The 14,163-nt window shown below is 57.9% G+C and carries 12 protein-coding genes; 6 read left to right on the forward strand and 6 right to left on the reverse strand.

The window, feature by feature from the left end:
- Positions 1-163: 163 nt before the first annotated feature.
- The 3 genes from M8T91_RS16615 to M8T91_RS16625 all read right to left on the reverse strand — a co-directional run bounded on the left by M8T91_RS16615 (position 164) and on the right by M8T91_RS16625 (position 2,569).
- A complete protein-coding gene (locus M8T91_RS16615; protein ID WP_301415326.1) occupies positions 164-1,099 on the reverse strand; it encodes a FecR domain-containing protein in 936 nt (311 codons plus the stop codon).
- Positions 1,096-1,614 carry a sigma-70 family RNA polymerase sigma factor gene (locus M8T91_RS16620; protein ID WP_301415327.1) on the reverse strand — a complete coding sequence of 173 codons (519 nt, stop codon included), beginning with the start codon at positions 1,612-1,614 and terminating at the stop codon, positions 1,096-1,098. Before M8T91_RS16620 ends, M8T91_RS16615 begins: the two co-directional genes overlap by 4 nt.
- A 667-nt stretch (positions 1,615-2,281) precedes the next feature.
- The gene (locus M8T91_RS16625) at positions 2,282-2,569 is read right to left on the reverse strand and encodes a hypothetical protein (RefSeq protein WP_301415329.1); all 288 of its coding nucleotides are present in this window, start codon (positions 2,567-2,569) and stop codon (positions 2,282-2,284) included.
- Positions 2,570-2,878: 309 nt separating this feature from the next.
- Here M8T91_RS16625 and M8T91_RS16630 point away from each other — a divergent pair, with 309 nt between their 5' ends.
- The 6 genes from M8T91_RS16630 (at position 2,879) to epmA (ending at position 11,410) form a co-directional block, all read left to right on the forward strand.
- Positions 2,879-3,142 (forward strand): helix-turn-helix domain-containing protein, encoded by a 264-nt coding sequence (locus M8T91_RS16630; RefSeq protein WP_301415330.1) that lies wholly within the window; start codon positions 2,879-2,881, stop codon positions 3,140-3,142.
- A 1,517-nt stretch (positions 3,143-4,659) separates the two neighbouring features.
- Positions 4,660-6,111 (forward strand): response regulator, encoded by a 1,452-nt coding sequence (locus M8T91_RS16635; RefSeq protein WP_301415332.1) that lies wholly within the window; start codon positions 4,660-4,662, stop codon positions 6,109-6,111.
- 54 nt (positions 6,112-6,165) lie between these two features.
- Positions 6,166-6,519, forward strand: coding sequence for a DUF4870 family protein (locus M8T91_RS16640; RefSeq protein ID WP_301415333.1), 354 nt, complete (start codon positions 6,166-6,168; stop codon positions 6,517-6,519).
- Between the two features lie 359 nt (positions 6,520-6,878).
- Positions 6,879-9,542 carry a phosphoenolpyruvate carboxylase gene (gene ppc, locus M8T91_RS16645; RefSeq protein WP_301415335.1) on the forward strand — a complete coding sequence of 888 codons (2,664 nt, stop codon included), beginning with the start codon at positions 6,879-6,881 and terminating at the stop codon, positions 9,540-9,542.
- A gap of 293 nt (positions 9,543-9,835) precedes the next feature.
- Positions 9,836-10,408 carry an elongation factor P gene (efp, locus tag M8T91_RS16650; protein ID WP_301415337.1) on the forward strand — a complete coding sequence of 191 codons (573 nt, stop codon included), beginning with the start codon at positions 9,836-9,838 and terminating at the stop codon, positions 10,406-10,408.
- A 48-nt stretch (positions 10,409-10,456) separates the two neighbouring features.
- On the forward strand, positions 10,457-11,410 hold the full coding sequence (gene epmA, locus M8T91_RS16655) for an EF-P lysine aminoacylase EpmA (RefSeq protein WP_301415339.1): 954 nt from the start codon (positions 10,457-10,459) through the stop codon (positions 11,408-11,410).
- A gap of 12 nt (positions 11,411-11,422) precedes the next feature.
- On the opposite strand, the gene M8T91_RS16660 is transcribed toward epmA, so the two are convergent.
- From M8T91_RS16660 to M8T91_RS16670, 3 genes are all read right to left on the reverse strand, one after another.
- Entirely contained in the window at positions 11,423-12,223 is an 801-nt protein-coding gene (locus M8T91_RS16660) for a GNAT family N-acetyltransferase (protein WP_301415341.1), read from the reverse strand.
- An 80-nt stretch (positions 12,224-12,303) separates the two neighbouring features.
- Positions 12,304-13,131 (reverse strand): serine O-acetyltransferase, encoded by an 828-nt coding sequence (cysE, locus tag M8T91_RS16665; RefSeq protein ID WP_301415343.1) that lies wholly within the window; start codon positions 13,129-13,131, stop codon positions 12,304-12,306.
- A gap of 1 nt (position 13,132) precedes the next feature.
- Positions 13,133-14,119 carry an SrkA family protein kinase gene (locus M8T91_RS16670; protein ID WP_301415345.1) on the reverse strand — a complete coding sequence of 329 codons (987 nt, stop codon included), beginning with the start codon at positions 14,117-14,119 and terminating at the stop codon, positions 13,133-13,135.
- Between the last annotated feature and the right edge of the window lie 44 nt (positions 14,120-14,163).

Raw genomic sequence — 14,163 nt, forward strand, 5'->3', positions numbered from 1 at the left:
TGGTGTCGATGGGTATACCGGACTGGCACTCAAAAACCTCAATAAAAATAATAATTATTTCTACTTTGCTGTAAGTGTATAAAAATCGACCAACAATCAATGCGGAGGCCCGACAATCAATCCCATGAAAAGAGGGGGGGGGTGGGGAATGGCTTATAGGGAATCAGGATGGAGTGAGTGACACCCAATAAGGTGTCAGATAGCGCACTTTCAGTGGCAACACCTGGCTCAGATTGTGCAATGCCTGGTCGGTATTCTCCAGAGAAAAAACGCCGGTGACCACAAGCCCCTGTAACTGCGGATGGACTCTGATGAAACCCTTGCGATATCTTGACAGCTCGCGGGCAAACTGGGGCAAAGGCATTCGCGTGGCAACCAGTCTCCGCTGAGTCCAGGCGTGATCACCATTTTGCGCTGCCACTAATACCGCGTTCGCGGAAAAAACAGCGCTGTGACCGGCGTCGACCTCCCGCACACCGGCCGCTTGTGCCAGGCGCAGTGCCACGCGCCCCTCGTAGACGCACACCTGTGTCTGCTTGTTCAATTGGCGCACTGTGAACCGTGTACCCAGCGGACGGATACGGCCCTCACGGCTAACCACCAAAAAGGGGCGGGAACCCGCGGCGGTAGTGATCATCACCTCCCCCTCGCCGAGGTACAGCTGTCTCCGATGGCGATCAGTACGGGCATATACCCGCGTATTGGTATTGAGGACGAGTTGGGTACCATCGGGCAGAGTAACCGGTTTGATCTGGCCGGTATCGGTAAAATACACCTGTGTGTCACTGGGATGTTGCGTGCCAGTGCCGCTGCCAAGCAAGGCGGTAACCCCCAGGGAGAGCCCGGCCCACAGCAGCAACCGGCGATTGCGCTGTGCGGTGGGCATCAGGACCGCCCGCCCGGCCTCCGGGTCAGGCAGTTGCTTGAATTTCTCCTGCAGTTGCTGTAACTGCCGCCAGGCCTTTTGGTTGTCCTGGTGCTGCCCCAGCCAGTGTTGAAAAGCCCTGCGCTCGCTCTCTGTAACTTCATCAGCCCACAACCGTGCCATCCAGTCGGATGCCTGGCGAATCGTTTCTGTAGAGAGTCCCTTCGGTTTCAAGGCCGCTCTCCAAGAGCTACCATCATGCAGCCCTGCAGCGCCCGCGCAACATATTTTTCAACCGAGGAGATGGAAACCTGCAAGCGCTTGGCAATATCGCGATAGCTCAGTCCCTCCAACTGGCGCAAAAGCAGTGCCAAGCGGACTTTTTCCGGCAACCTCTGCAGCAGTGCACTCACCTCCACCAGGGTTTCTATCATTTGTACCCGGTTTTCAGGTGATGGAAACAGCTCCACCGGCTGCTGGCGGAGATACTCCAGATAAGCGCTTTCTATACGGCGCCGGCGGTAACGATCGACAACCAGTCCTTTGGCGATGTGCGCCAGGTACCTGCGCGAGTCCCCGCTATCAAGCACTACGCCACTGGCAAGAATACGCAGATAGGTATCGTGCACCAGGTCAGCGGAACTATGGGGACAGCCCAGGCGCCTCTGGACAAACAGTGTTAACCAGCGGCGGTGCTCACGGTATAGCGTGCGAATCTGCCCCGATTTTGCCGAACCCATGACCTCCATGTACGCTGCCTCCTTTGCCGCCCTGTTATCAGAGCTGCGGGGAACCGACTTAAAAATTAATGATAATCATTATCATATATTGATTGGCCGGGCGCAATACGCCTCCATCGAAAGTGCCTACACAGCACGGGACGGGCAAGAAAACCGTCCCATTATTGAGAAGTAGCCTGTAGACAGTGATGAAAAATGGCGATGCCGGAGTGCGGTATCAAAACCCGAGCAGCCCCTGCATGCATACTGGCCGGTTCCGGACAACAGGCGCATTCGCACTGCAGTGCGCCACATAGCCAAAATGCCAGCCACAGAAAAGAGGTGGCTTTTCAGAATGGGCGCCCTGTTCCCTATTGTTCAAACTGTCTGATCCGAACCGGGCGGGTAATAGCCATGTGCATTTTTCCAGGGAGAAACCTGGCCCAGTACCATTGAGGAGTATTTATTTATATGGCAGCCCCGAGGGGGTTTTGCCATTTACAAGCAGGACTATGCCCGACCGGAGGCCACTCTATCTGGCGCGATTTACAGAGTCGGGCCGTCCATTCAACGACAGAGGTCATTCGATAAAATACGGCCGCTCAGTGATCAGGCAAACGGGGGCCCGGCGTGGACGGCTCACCGCACAAGTAAAATTGCATTTTGTGCAAGACGATCGCAGAAGGCTTTGAGTCCCTCAATCCTTCTGGTGTGCCGCACCCACTTCCAGGGCTTCGATCAGGTGCCGGTAATCCTGCCACAGATGGCGCACATAGAGCCGCCATTCAATATCCAGGTGCTCCCACGCCTCAACCACATCGCACCCCGGGGGCAAAAGCTCCACACGCGCCAACACAAATGCAGCCGCTATCTGCTCGTTGGTGGGGGGACCTGTGACTCCGGCACAGAGCAGGTCCTGGGCGACAAGTAAAATTTTGTCCAGCGGGTATGGCAATTGCTCAATTTGTCGAGCAATGGATTGCATAGTATGCCTCCTTGGCGCCCCTGCTGCCCCGCCCCGGGCGGGGTCATTCAGGGCTTGTCCATGCACAAACCGGTTTGTGCTGCTCCGTCACCGGTCTCCCAAGCCTGAGCCAACGCCCCCTTGTGTGTTATCCGTCTCTTTTACGGCTGAGCCCGGTTATAGTGCCTGCACAAGCACAAGGGAAACGGTGGCAAGGTCCCGAGACTCACCGCGCTTTTCAGCCCCTGTCACAGCGCTTGAGTGTCGGCGCTATCACACTGTTCGTCTCGAAATTCGCGACACTCTATCATTGTCTCTACTATCGAGACAATGAAAGCCTCTGTTTACTCACCCGCTTACGACCAACTCCGTAGCTGGTTAAAAAACCAGCGGGAACAACGGGGTCTCTCTCTGCGCGCTACGGCAAAAATCGTGGGCCGGCACCATTCAGTGCTGGGAAAAATGGAGCAGGATCGCAAAATTGATCTGGTGGAGTTTGTCGAATACTGCCTGGCACTGGGAGCAGATCCCCACGAAGGGCTGAAAATTCTGACCAACTGTCTGAACCGCGAGGAAAGGAAAGAAAGGCGGTGAATTTGCCAGGTTAAACGCTGCGTTGACGGCAAGGCAATTACACAGACAGCTCTCAAAGTGCATACCTGGCTTGTTTAAAAGCCACTGCGCATTGATCCCCCCTTTCCGATCCACACCGCCAGCATCAACTCCCGCACCAACAGGCAGGGGGGTACCCTGTAGGCAGTGCGGGTTGCAACTTTTAGGGGCCCAGCCCGACCCCGGCGTTGTACAAACTTGTGCAGGCACCTGGCTCCGGGTTCGATATTTTATTTTTCTTATGGCCGTTTTACGTCTGCAGGACACCACGTCTTGTAACAGGTACAGAGTGGGCACTTTCCTGTACGCTTTTCTACTAAAAAGCTCTGTCAGATAGAAGCCCTGCAAGCAGCATCAGGGCCTGTGACATGGCATTGAAGTTTTGCCATGCTTAATTCGCAGGTGCAAAACCCCGGATCACAAGGCACCATGGGGAATGCCATGCAGATGATTATATTGGCGTTCTGAGTCCCAGAAAGTTACGGGCAATCACCGCATCAAAATCCCTTTCCCTGTCACTGTCTCTCAGGTTTCTGTTCCCACTACAATCAGCATGGACATGCTTGTGAAAAGCAGCCCAAAAAGGGAATTTCTCGCCTAGCACAGGCAACCTTTCGAATGGTGTTTTGATAAAATCACTGTGCCGCCTAAACAACCGGGATCATTTCCCTGACAAATGACCGTATTGCCAAATCCTCTGTGGAAGCGTTATCAAAGCCTGCCTGGGTGGCATCAGCTGCCTCAACCAAGGCCAGTGCTCTGTCCGGGACCTGCAAATAATCCAGCTACACAGGCAGCGATAGGTTCATTCAACGGCAGTTTTTCCGGCCAGTAGCCTCCATCCTGAGAACGGGTTTGCCGGCGTGACAGTTTCCTTTTTCCGAACTTGATGACCAGTCTATTCAAGACTGAAATTTTCTTTTCCAAAATCCTCCTGGCCGCCAGTTGTACTATTGCATAAATGGCAATGGTTCGACCCAGCAAACACTGTGTCATTACGGCGGTATTGCACGATAGTGCACCCTTCAGAGCGCTGCAGGGCGCTGACTAAAAGTCATTTTATATGCCAATATTCCATGGACAGCGCCCATTCCCGAACACTTCCTCCCACGCTCAGGGTCTGATCATGCCAATCGATAAAAAACTACACTGCTCGGCCGCAATGTATCAGCCCCCTTCAGAACTTTCTTTTGTGCCATGCCTGCAATAACCACAAAACTGACAACGTCGCCGAGGTAGAGGCGATACCTATCCCTGCCCAGTCAACGACTCAAGGATCTGTGCTCAGGACACAACTCTGAGCAGCTCACAGCGCATGTATTGCGAAAGCCTGTTTTCTTGGCACTGCGCTTCTTACTATAAAAAATTTTTCTTGTGCTAGGCACCATATTGCAGTATCAAGCAGTCTGGTGTTTTTTGGCATGTTGATCAAACTGTTTCGAGAAAAATAGTTTGCGGGCTGCAGGATTTGGCTCGCCCTGACAAAAGTGAATACAAGGATGCAACAAACTGCTTCTCACCGGGGACCCTTCTCCCGGCATTTTTTACTGCACACCCTATGGGTTGGCTTAACAGCCTGCGGCCTGGTATTGACCTCGGGCGGTGCACAGGCCTATGAACTGCCCACCCTTGATCAGCGGGTGCCCATTCTCTGGCTTGCCGCACTGGCAGTGGCACTGTTACTGGTTTCTGTTATTGCCATCTCCAGGGCAATGAGACTGCGCAGATTGCAGCGAAAAAACCGCAAACACATCGCCAAACTCAACACTCAACACCGTCAGCTTTCACAGCAGGTCCGCAGTCGCAAAACCGAATCTACCGCCCTGAAAAAACATCTTGCAGAAGCGCGCGAAGACGTGGAGTTACTGCACCAGGAAAAATCCGACCTACTCACCATCGTTCGCCACCAGTTATTGCACCCGCTGGACACCTTACAGGGCACCTTGAACCTGTTGGCGACCAGTGAGGACCACAATACCAAGGCCCTGGTGCAGATCGGCAGGCGGCAGTTGGCTAGCGCACTCAAATCCCTGGATGACTTGCGCAAGCTGGGCAAGGTTGAAACAGTAGAACTCGCATTGCCGAGAGAAGCTCCAGACAGTGCAAACACATACCTGTCCGTGCTGTTGTTGGAAAACAGTCGGCACGAATCCCTGCAGGCCGCGCTGGTGGCCATGGGCCACTGTGTACAACGGGAGTGCAATGGCCTCGATGGCAGTACCGCCGCTCGGCAGAAAAAATTTGACCTGATCCTCATCGATATTCATCTGCCAGTGGTGGACGGGGTGGAGGCCGTGAAGGAAATCCGTCGGGATTGCGGTACTACACTGCCTATTTTTGCCCTGCTGGAAAGTGCCAACTCCGGTGATAAGGAGCATTACCAGGCGCGCGGCTTTACCGATGTGCTGACCCACCCGGTCACCCACTGCCAGCTGGTACAATTAACCAAATTGGCTCATCAATACTATCAGTCCTCGGGGTTGAAGCGGGCACCACAGCCAGCGCGATTGCTTAATACCAATCGCCTGTTCCGTCACCGGGACACTCTGGACCCTGTCACTTTTGGCGAGCTGCTCAGTGATCACACAGCTGCCCTGCCCAAGCGCATCACATCTCTGACCAGTGCACTGACCGGGCGCCGCTGGTCCGATGCGGAAAAACAGGCCCAGGATCTGGCACAGTCAGCAGCCGAGGTGGGTCTGGACCGTGTAGCCGCGCACCTGCGCGGCCTTGCCGCGAAACTGTCTATCGACAGTGAGCGCGAACACTGCCGCCAGCAGCGCACCGAGCTGTTACAACTGATGCGCGAATCTGTGCGCCAGCTGAAGGCCTGGCGAGAGCGCAATACACGCCCTGAGCAGGCCCTGAATAGACCACTTGTGCAGGTTGCTCCAGAGCAGAGCGGCATCCGGCCATCGCGCAAAAATGCCACTCCGGCGCAGCCCGGTTGAAATGTCCCACGCAAGCCGCACTATGGTTTTTTGAACCCCAAAGAGAACAATGTCATGTCCGAGCAGTACCCAACACGCTCCCAGGAGGCCCGCGAGCAGAGTGGCCGCGATCTCGCCATTATGGTGTATCTGATCCAGGCCATCAGCCTGTTTACTGCCGTACCAATATTTATCGGCATATTGATCAATTACTTTAAACGCAGCGACGTGCGCGGTACCCTGGCGGAGTCACACTTCCGCTGGCAGATTCGCACCTTCTGGTTCTGGCTGCTGTGGACCATTGTCGGCGTTTGTACCCTGTGGGTGCTGGGTCTTGGCTACGTCATTCTCGCCATTAACTGGATCTGGGTATTCTACCGTGTGATCCGCGGCTGGCTGGTGTTGGTGGACCGCCGCCCGGCCTATTGATCCCAACCCTGCAGGTATTGGCCCGGCAACCGCACAGGCAGCTGGGCCATTGCGTCCCTTTGAACAAATCGTGTGACACCCTTGCTCCCGCTTTGCAAACCCTGCAATCGACAGAAGCCAGGCACTACTGGTACCGATAAAAGTCACAGAGCCAATGCCGCCTATTGGCTATAGCCCCGAACCACTCCATCCCGACCCCGGAGCAGTTTTGTTACCGGTGTCTGCAAAGAGAAACTCTTGGTAGGCAGAATCCGTGGGATTACAGACCGCAACCGTTCCCACCGGATTGCCCGGCCCGGCGATTTAAGGCCAAAGTATGCGAAGATATCCAGCGTATTTCGCCAGGGAGAAACACACTTGTGAACCAGGATCAAAATAGCCCACTGCGGGAGGACGTCCGTCTGCTGGGAGAAGAACTCGGCAGGGTGCTGCGGGAACAGGCGGGCGAGGCGCTGTTTGAGACCGTGGAAACGGTTCGACAGGCGGCGGTAGAAAGTCGCAGCACAGGAGAAATGCAGATAGACCATTTGCGCCAACTGCTGGATTCCCTTGACGATGAAACCCTGCTGGAAGTGGCCCGCGCGTTCAGTCAATTCCTGAACCTGGCCAATATCGCCGAGCAGCGCCACCGCGAGCGCCTGCACCGGCAGCACCAGCGTTTCTCCGGTGACCCGGATTCCGACCAGAGCTTGCGCCAGGTGTTGGCAGAACTGAAAGGTGCCGGCATCCCCCAAAAGGAGATCTACAACACACTGCAAAGGCTCTCTGTCGAGTTGGTCCTCACCGCCCACCCCACAGAAGTTACCCGCCGCACCCTGATTCGCAAGTATGACCATATTGCACACCTGCTCGCTGCCCTGGACCGGTCAGATCTCACCCAAACAGAAATACAGGAGCTCCGCCGCCACCTCTACGAACAGATTCTCTCCGCCTGGAACACAGATGAAATTCGCCGCGCAAGACCCACCCCGGTGGACGAGGCCAAATGGGGCTTTGCCACTATCGAACAATCCCTTTGGCAGGCGGTTCCACAGGCTATGCGCACCATTGACGAGGAGTTGGCCCTGGCAGGTCTGGCGCCCATGCCAGTTGACTGGGTGCCCCTCAGCCTCGCTTCCTGGATGGGGGGGGATCGCGACGGCAACCCCAACGTCACCGCAGCCGTGACCCGGGAAGTACTGCTACTGTCCCGCTGGATGGCTGCCGACCTGTATCTGCGGGACGTGGAAAACCTGCTCGCCGATCTGTCGATGCACAGGGCCAGCACAGAGTTGCTCACCCACACCGGCCCCAGCCACGAACCCTACCGCCTTGTGTTGCGCCGGGTGCGCAACCGCCTGCGCACCACTCGGGCACAGCTGGAGGCCCGCATTAAACACCGCCCGCAACCGGGGGGAGAGGGCTTCGACAACGGCCGGCAACTGTTTGAAGTACTGAGTATGATCGATCGCTCCCTGCGCTCAGTGGGACTCTCCGCTATCGCTGACGGGCAGCTTAGGGATACCCTGCGCCGTCTCAACTGCTTCGGTATCACCCTCTTGCGCCTGGACATCCGCCAGGAATCCACCCGCCACGGGGATGCACTGGATGCAGTCACCCGCTATCTGGGCATAGGCAACTACGCCAATTGGGAGGAAGCACGCAAAGTAGAGTTCCTGCTCTGCGAGCTGGACAACCGCCGACCACTGGTGGACGAGGCCTTCTATCACACGGATTTCTGTGACGAAAGTGTGCGTGAAGTGCTGGATACCTGCAAAGTGATAGCCGAGCAGGGACCGGAGGGGCTCGGTGCCTATGTGATTTCCATGGCGAAAATGCCCTCGGACATCCTGGCGGTGATGCTGTTGCAGAAGATTGCCAATGTGCACCGGCCGATGCGCGTCGTGCCCCTGTTTGAAACCCTCGACGACCTCAACAACGCCGCTGCCACCATGGGCACCCTGCTCAATATTGCGCAGTACAAACAGCGCGTGCTCAAGGGGCAGGAAGTGATGATCGGCTACTCCGACTCCGCCAAGGATGCCGGTTTTCTGGCTGCGGCCTGGGCGCAGTTTCGCGCCCAGGAGGCCCTCAGCGGTATTTTCCGCAACCACGGCATCCCCCTGACTTTGTTCCACGGTCGCGGCGGTTCCATTTCCCGCGGCGGCTCTCCCACCCGCACAGCATTGCTATCCCAGCCACCGGGCTCAGTGGCCGGACGCATCCGTGTCACCGAACAGGGCGAGATGATCCGCTTTAAGTACGGCCGCCCATCCGTGGCGGTCTACAATCTGGAGCAGTATGTAGCCGCCACCCTGGAAGCCACCCTGATACCACCGGCGGAGCCGCGTCAGGAGTGGCGCGGGCAAATGGATCGCCTGACAAAGGTTTCCGTACGCAGCTACCGCGAGGTGGTGCGCGATGACCCCGCACTGGTGGCCTATCTGCGCACTGTCACTCCGGAAACCGAACTCAGCCGCCTGGCACTGGGCAGCCGGCCGGCGCGGCGCAAACCAGACGGTGGTGTAGAAACCCTGCGCGCTATTCCCTGGGTCTTCGCCTGGACCCAGATACGCCTGATGTTGCCGGCCTGGCTGGGCACCGGCGCGGCCCTGGAGCAGGCGCTGAAACACGCCGACGAAACGGACCTGCTGCGCGCCATGAGCCGGCAATGGCCCTTCTTCCAGGGCGTGGTGGACATGCTGGAAATGGTACTGGCCAAATCTGACACCCGCGTCGCCTGCTGGTACGAGGAGCGGCTCACACAGGAGGCGGCGCTGGTCCGCCTCGGGAAAACACTGCGCGAACGCCTGTCCCGCACCGTCAGTGCCCTGCAACAACTCACCGGCCATGAGAGTCTGCTGGACAACAACCCGGTAATGCGCTGGTCGATTCGCGTGCGCGACCCCTATACAGATCCGCTGCACCTGTTGCAAGCGGAATTGATGGCCCGCCTGCGCAATCGCGAAAGCGACCCGGTACTGGAGAGTGCGCTGATGGTCACCATCGCCGGCATCGCAGCGGGAATGCGCAATACCGGATAGCTGGCCACCACGGCAAGCACCCCGTTGAGAACACCGCGCACAGCCCGCTGTGCGCACCGGGTATAGAAAGCCATTGGCCTTGCGACCTAATGGATTCGTTCAACGTCTATCCCTGCTGTATAATCCCCGATCAACTACACGGGCAAACCCTGTCATATCCATGAATTGAAGAGTTTCCCCGACTGCGGTGACCTGTTAGGGACTTGCAGCTACCCCGCTGACACAAGGCGAACGGATTACGGTTAAATCTCGGCAAAATTTTTCGCTATAGACTTTATAAGGCGCGATCATATATGGCTAGTTACTCCACCAACGAATTCAAGGGCGGTCTGAAGGTAATGCTGGACGGCGATCCCTGCTCTATTGTGGAAAACGAATTCGTCAAACCCGGTAAGGGCCAGGCATTCAACCGGGTAAAGCTGCGCAACCTGAAAACCGGCCGTGTGTGGGAGCGCACCTTCCGCTCCGGCGAAAGCCTGGAAGCCGCCGATGTCATGGACCGCGACATGGAATACCTGTACAACGATGGCGAGTTTTTCCATTTCATGGAACCGGAAACCTTTGAGCAGCACCAGGCCAGCAGCGATGCCGTAGGCGACACGGCCAAGTGGCTCAAGGAGCAGGACCTGTGCACCGTCACTCTGTACAACGGCGCGCCGCTGGCAGTTACCCCCCCCAACCATGTGATCCTTGAAATCACTGATACCGACCCGGGCGTGCGCGGCGACACCGCCCAGGGCGGCACCAAACCGGCCACCCTGGCGACTGGTGCCGTAGTCAAGGTGCCGCTTTTTCTGGAAATTGGCGAGACCATCAAGGTGGACACCCGCACCGGTGAATACCTGGGCCGCGCCAGGGAAGAATGATCGCTCCCTGTCCTGCGGGTCCAACTGCTCGCTGTCAGAGCCATTTATATGACTGCAAACCACTGGCACCCCAGCGCCACCGGTGCGGCTCTGCGCCAACGCGCCGCACTTCTGGCGAAAATCCGTCACTTTTTCAGCCAGCGACAAGTGCTGGAGGTCGAGGTGCCGGTACTGTCCCACCGCGCCACCAGCGACCCCCATATCGAATCCATCCCCGCGGAATACTGCGGTAACACCTCTTACCTGACCACCAGCCCAGAGTTTGGCCTGAAGCGCCTGCTGGCCGCAGGCATCGGCGACTGCTACTACCTGGGCAAGGCATTTCGCCAGGGCGAGTGCGGCCGTCGCCACAATCCCGAATTCACCCTGCTGGAATGGTACCGCTGCGGATGGGATGATCGCCGGCTGATGCTTGAAGTGGCCGAGTTACTGGGCCTGGTACTGGGCATATCCCAGGTACAATCCCTGAGCTATCGCGCGCTGTTTCTGCGCGAGTTACAGCTGGACCCCCACAGCGCCAGTGACAAAGAACTGACCGCCTGTGTCGGACGTACAATAGCGCTGTCTTTCACCCCGGGTGATCGGGCCGAATGCCTGGACCTGTTGATGAGCCACTATCTGGAGCCCGCCATGGGCGAGGGCATCACCCTGTTATATGATTTTCCCGCGCACCAGGCCGCGCTGGCCAAGGTGGTTGCCGACGAACAGGGCACTCCTGTGGCACGGCGCTTCGAGGCCTATGTGGGTGGGGTGGAACTGGCCAATGGCTATTGGGAACTGACTGACAGCGCCGAGCAACTGCAGCGCTTTCAAGCAGACCTCCAGTACCGGCGCAGCCACAGCCGTCCCACCCCTCCATTTGACGAGCGCCTGCTGCTGGCCCTGCAGGCGGGGATGCCGGAGTGTGCCGGAGTCGCTCTCGGTGTGGATCGCCTGATGATGCTGGCGGGAGGCTACGGGTCTATCGAGGAAGTGATCGCCTTCCCCATAGCGCGCGCCTGATTTGCAAATGCACTAGGGCCTATACAAATAACACGCCACTTCCCCAACAGCAAAAAAACCACAGTCCAACGGTAGCTGCTGCCGGTCGGCCGGCACCAGTGCCACCAGGCTGCGGTGGTGGCTGGCCTGGGCCTGTTGCAACAAATGGCAGAAAAGCGCACGGCCGACCCCCTGTCCCCGGTAGTCCTCCAGGGTAAACAGATCGTACACACCCAGGGCATCGGCGGAGGCAAACAGGCAACCGGCTGCGGCTGCGCAGCCATCCAGTCGGGCCAAAAAAAACCGCAGACGTGCGCGCCTCTGCTCGGGTATATCCACCAGGGCCCCATAAAACTTGTTCAACTGGGCTGCCTCACGGGTACTGCCGCATCCCGCTGCCTGCACCTGGGCATAGTCGGACAGATCTTCCTTTTTCGCCTGGGAAAAGGTTAACCGCCCGCGCAGCTCGGGCGCCAAAACCGAATCCGGGGTGAGGAACTGTACCTCCGCCGCCATCGCCACCTGAGACGGTTTTCTATGCAGGCCCAGTTCTACCAGCGCACGATCGTCCAAGGGCTTGGTGGCACTGTGCCAGAGGGTGAAGGGGCTGTGGCGCTCGGCAAAGTAATCCACCGCAAAGCGCTGCAGGATACGCGGGGGCATCACCGTGTTGGAGACCACTTGGTTGAGGCTGCCCGACAACAATCCGCTGTCACTGCGCACTAGACCGGTAATTTCCCGGGTGTGGTCGGGACTGATCAGGCCCGCTTTATAGCTGGCATAGGTTTCGAGGTTTCGGCAGACGAGGTTTTTGGCGCTGAGACTGTATTTCATGGATACAATGATAGTTCCAATTAGCCACTTCCCGAGGGGCTGGAAGCCCACTGCGCTCTGTGCAAACGGGAGTAAGCCCGCTATTTTTCCACTGCCGGGAGCGCACACTGATCCATCGACATGGCCGGCTGGGCGCAGGTTGCCGGTCCCACCACCTCGGCCGGCACACCGGCCACCAGAGTCTTCTCCGGTACCTGCTTGAGTACCACACTACCGGAGGCCACCTGGGCGCAAACCCCCACTTCGATATTACCGAGCACCTTGCTGCCGGCGCCAATCAGGACCCCGCAGCGGATTTTCGGGTGGCGGTCACCGGTCTCCTTACCGGTACCCCCCAGGGTCACTGACTGCATGATGGAGACATTGTCCTCCACCACCGCGGTTTCTCCGATAACAATGCCGGTGGCGTGATCCAGCAGTATGCCCTCGCCCAACTGTGCGGCCGGGTGAATATCGACACCGAAAACCACGGACACCCGGTGCTGCAGGAACATCGCCAGCGAGCGGCGTTGTTGTTGCCACAACCAGTGGGCTACCCGATACACCTGCAGGGCGTGAAATCCCTTAAAATACAGTAACGGCTCGCAGGGAGAGTGGCACGCGGAATCGCGCAGATAGGTGGCTTCCAGGTCTGCGCGCGCAGCCGTGCCGATACCGGGATCTGCGGCCAGGGCCTCATCGATCACCTCGCGGACCAACAGCGCCGGCGCCACGGTATTATCCAGCTTGTTGGCCAGATGAAAGCTGAGTGCAGCCTCCAGGGTAGTGTGATTTAAAATGGTGGCGTGCAGGAAGCTGGCCAGAATCGGTTCCCGTTCGACCTGCTGTGCCACCTCGGTGCGAATTCTCTCCCACATCAGATCCATGTCAGTCCCGGTGCCAATAGCGTCCATAGTGGATTTTTCCATATTATACCGTGCCCAGTGTCAGTGGCGGCTCCAGCAGTGCCGACTGCTGCTCCCGTAGCGCCAGAATATGTTCCGCCCAGTAGCGGGGGGTATTAAACCAGGGGAAGGCCCGGGGAAACGCCGGGTCCCGCCAGCGCCGTGCGAGCCAGGCGGCGTGGTGCATCTGGCGCAGGCAGCGCAGCGGCTCCACCAGTTGTAATTGCTTGGGATCAAAAGGGTAAAAGGTTTCATAGCCTTCCAGCACCGCATCCAGGTAGGCGGTCTGCTCCGCGCGATTACCCGAGATCAGCATCCAGATATCCTGGATGGCCGGGCCCATCAGGCAATCATCCAGATCCACAAACCAGGGGGTGTCATCGCGCCACAGGAAGTTGCCGCTGTGGCAGTCACCGTGCAGGCGCAACAGGTCCCAGTCGCGCTCAAACAACGGCGCCACCTGCTCAATGATATGACCGGTCACAGTGGCGTAGGCCTCGCGGTTTTCCGGCGGTAAAAAATCACCATCCAGAATAAATTCACGGCTGTCAATGGCGAAATGTTGCAGGGTCAGGGCCGGGCGATGGGTAAATGGCTTCGCAGCAGCAATGGCATGGATGCGCCCGAGCATGGTCCCCACCTGCACCAGGTGATCGAAGTTGTCCAGCTCCAACTGGCGCCCCCCGCGGCGGGGGAACAGGGCGAAGCGGAATCCGGCGGACTCCAGCAGGGTGCGCCCTTCAAATTGTAGCGGCGCCACTACAGGAATCTCCGCTGCCGCCAGCTCCAGGGTGAACTGGTGCTCCTCCAGTATCTGTGCATCGCTCCAGCGACCGGGGCGGTAGAACTTGGCAATGCGTGGTTCATCCCCCTCAATACCCACCGAGTAAACGCGGTTCTCATAGCTGTTGAGAGGGAATATACGCGCATCGGAAATCAACCCGCTGCTCTCCACACAGTCTATAACCACATCCGGTGTCAGGGCTTCGTAGGGATGGGGGTTCTGGGGCATAGCGGGTACCAGCTGGATTACAGTTGACTATGCTAACGCGGTCG

The sequence above is a fragment of the Microbulbifer sp. MI-G genome (assembly GCF_030440425.1).
Classification (GTDB): Bacteria; Pseudomonadota; Gammaproteobacteria; order Pseudomonadales; family Cellvibrionaceae; genus Microbulbifer; species Microbulbifer spongiae.

What these genes read in the sequence shown, in the direction of transcription:
- M8T91_RS16620 (WP_301415327.1), bottom strand. Translation starts at nt 1,614, where the DNA reads ATGGAGGTCATGGGTTCGGCAAAATCGGGGCAGATTCGCACGCTATAC.
- M8T91_RS16625 (WP_301415329.1), bottom strand. Translation starts at nt 2,569, where the DNA reads ATGCAATCCATTGCTCGACAAATTGAGCAATTGCCATACCCGCTGGAC.
- M8T91_RS16630 (WP_301415330.1), top strand. Translation starts at nt 2,879, where the DNA reads ATGAAAGCCTCTGTTTACTCACCCGCTTACGACCAACTCCGTAGCTGG.
- M8T91_RS16635 (WP_301415332.1), top strand. Translation starts at nt 4,660, where the DNA reads ATGCAACAAACTGCTTCTCACCGGGGACCCTTCTCCCGGCATTTTTTA.
- M8T91_RS16640 (WP_301415333.1), top strand. Translation starts at nt 6,166, where the DNA reads ATGTCCGAGCAGTACCCAACACGCTCCCAGGAGGCCCGCGAGCAGAGT.
- efp (WP_301415337.1), top strand. Translation starts at nt 9,836, where the DNA reads ATGGCTAGTTACTCCACCAACGAATTCAAGGGCGGTCTGAAGGTAATG.
- epmA (WP_301415339.1), top strand. Translation starts at nt 10,457, where the DNA reads ATGACTGCAAACCACTGGCACCCCAGCGCCACCGGTGCGGCTCTGCGC.
- M8T91_RS16660 (WP_301415341.1), bottom strand. Translation starts at nt 12,223, where the DNA reads ATGAAATACAGTCTCAGCGCCAAAAACCTCGTCTGCCGAAACCTCGAA.
- cysE (WP_301415343.1), bottom strand. Translation starts at nt 13,131, where the DNA reads ATGGAAAAATCCACTATGGACGCTATTGGCACCGGGACTGACATGGAT.
- M8T91_RS16670 (WP_301415345.1), bottom strand. Translation starts at nt 14,119, where the DNA reads ATGCCCCAGAACCCCCATCCCTACGAAGCCCTGACACCGGATGTGGTT.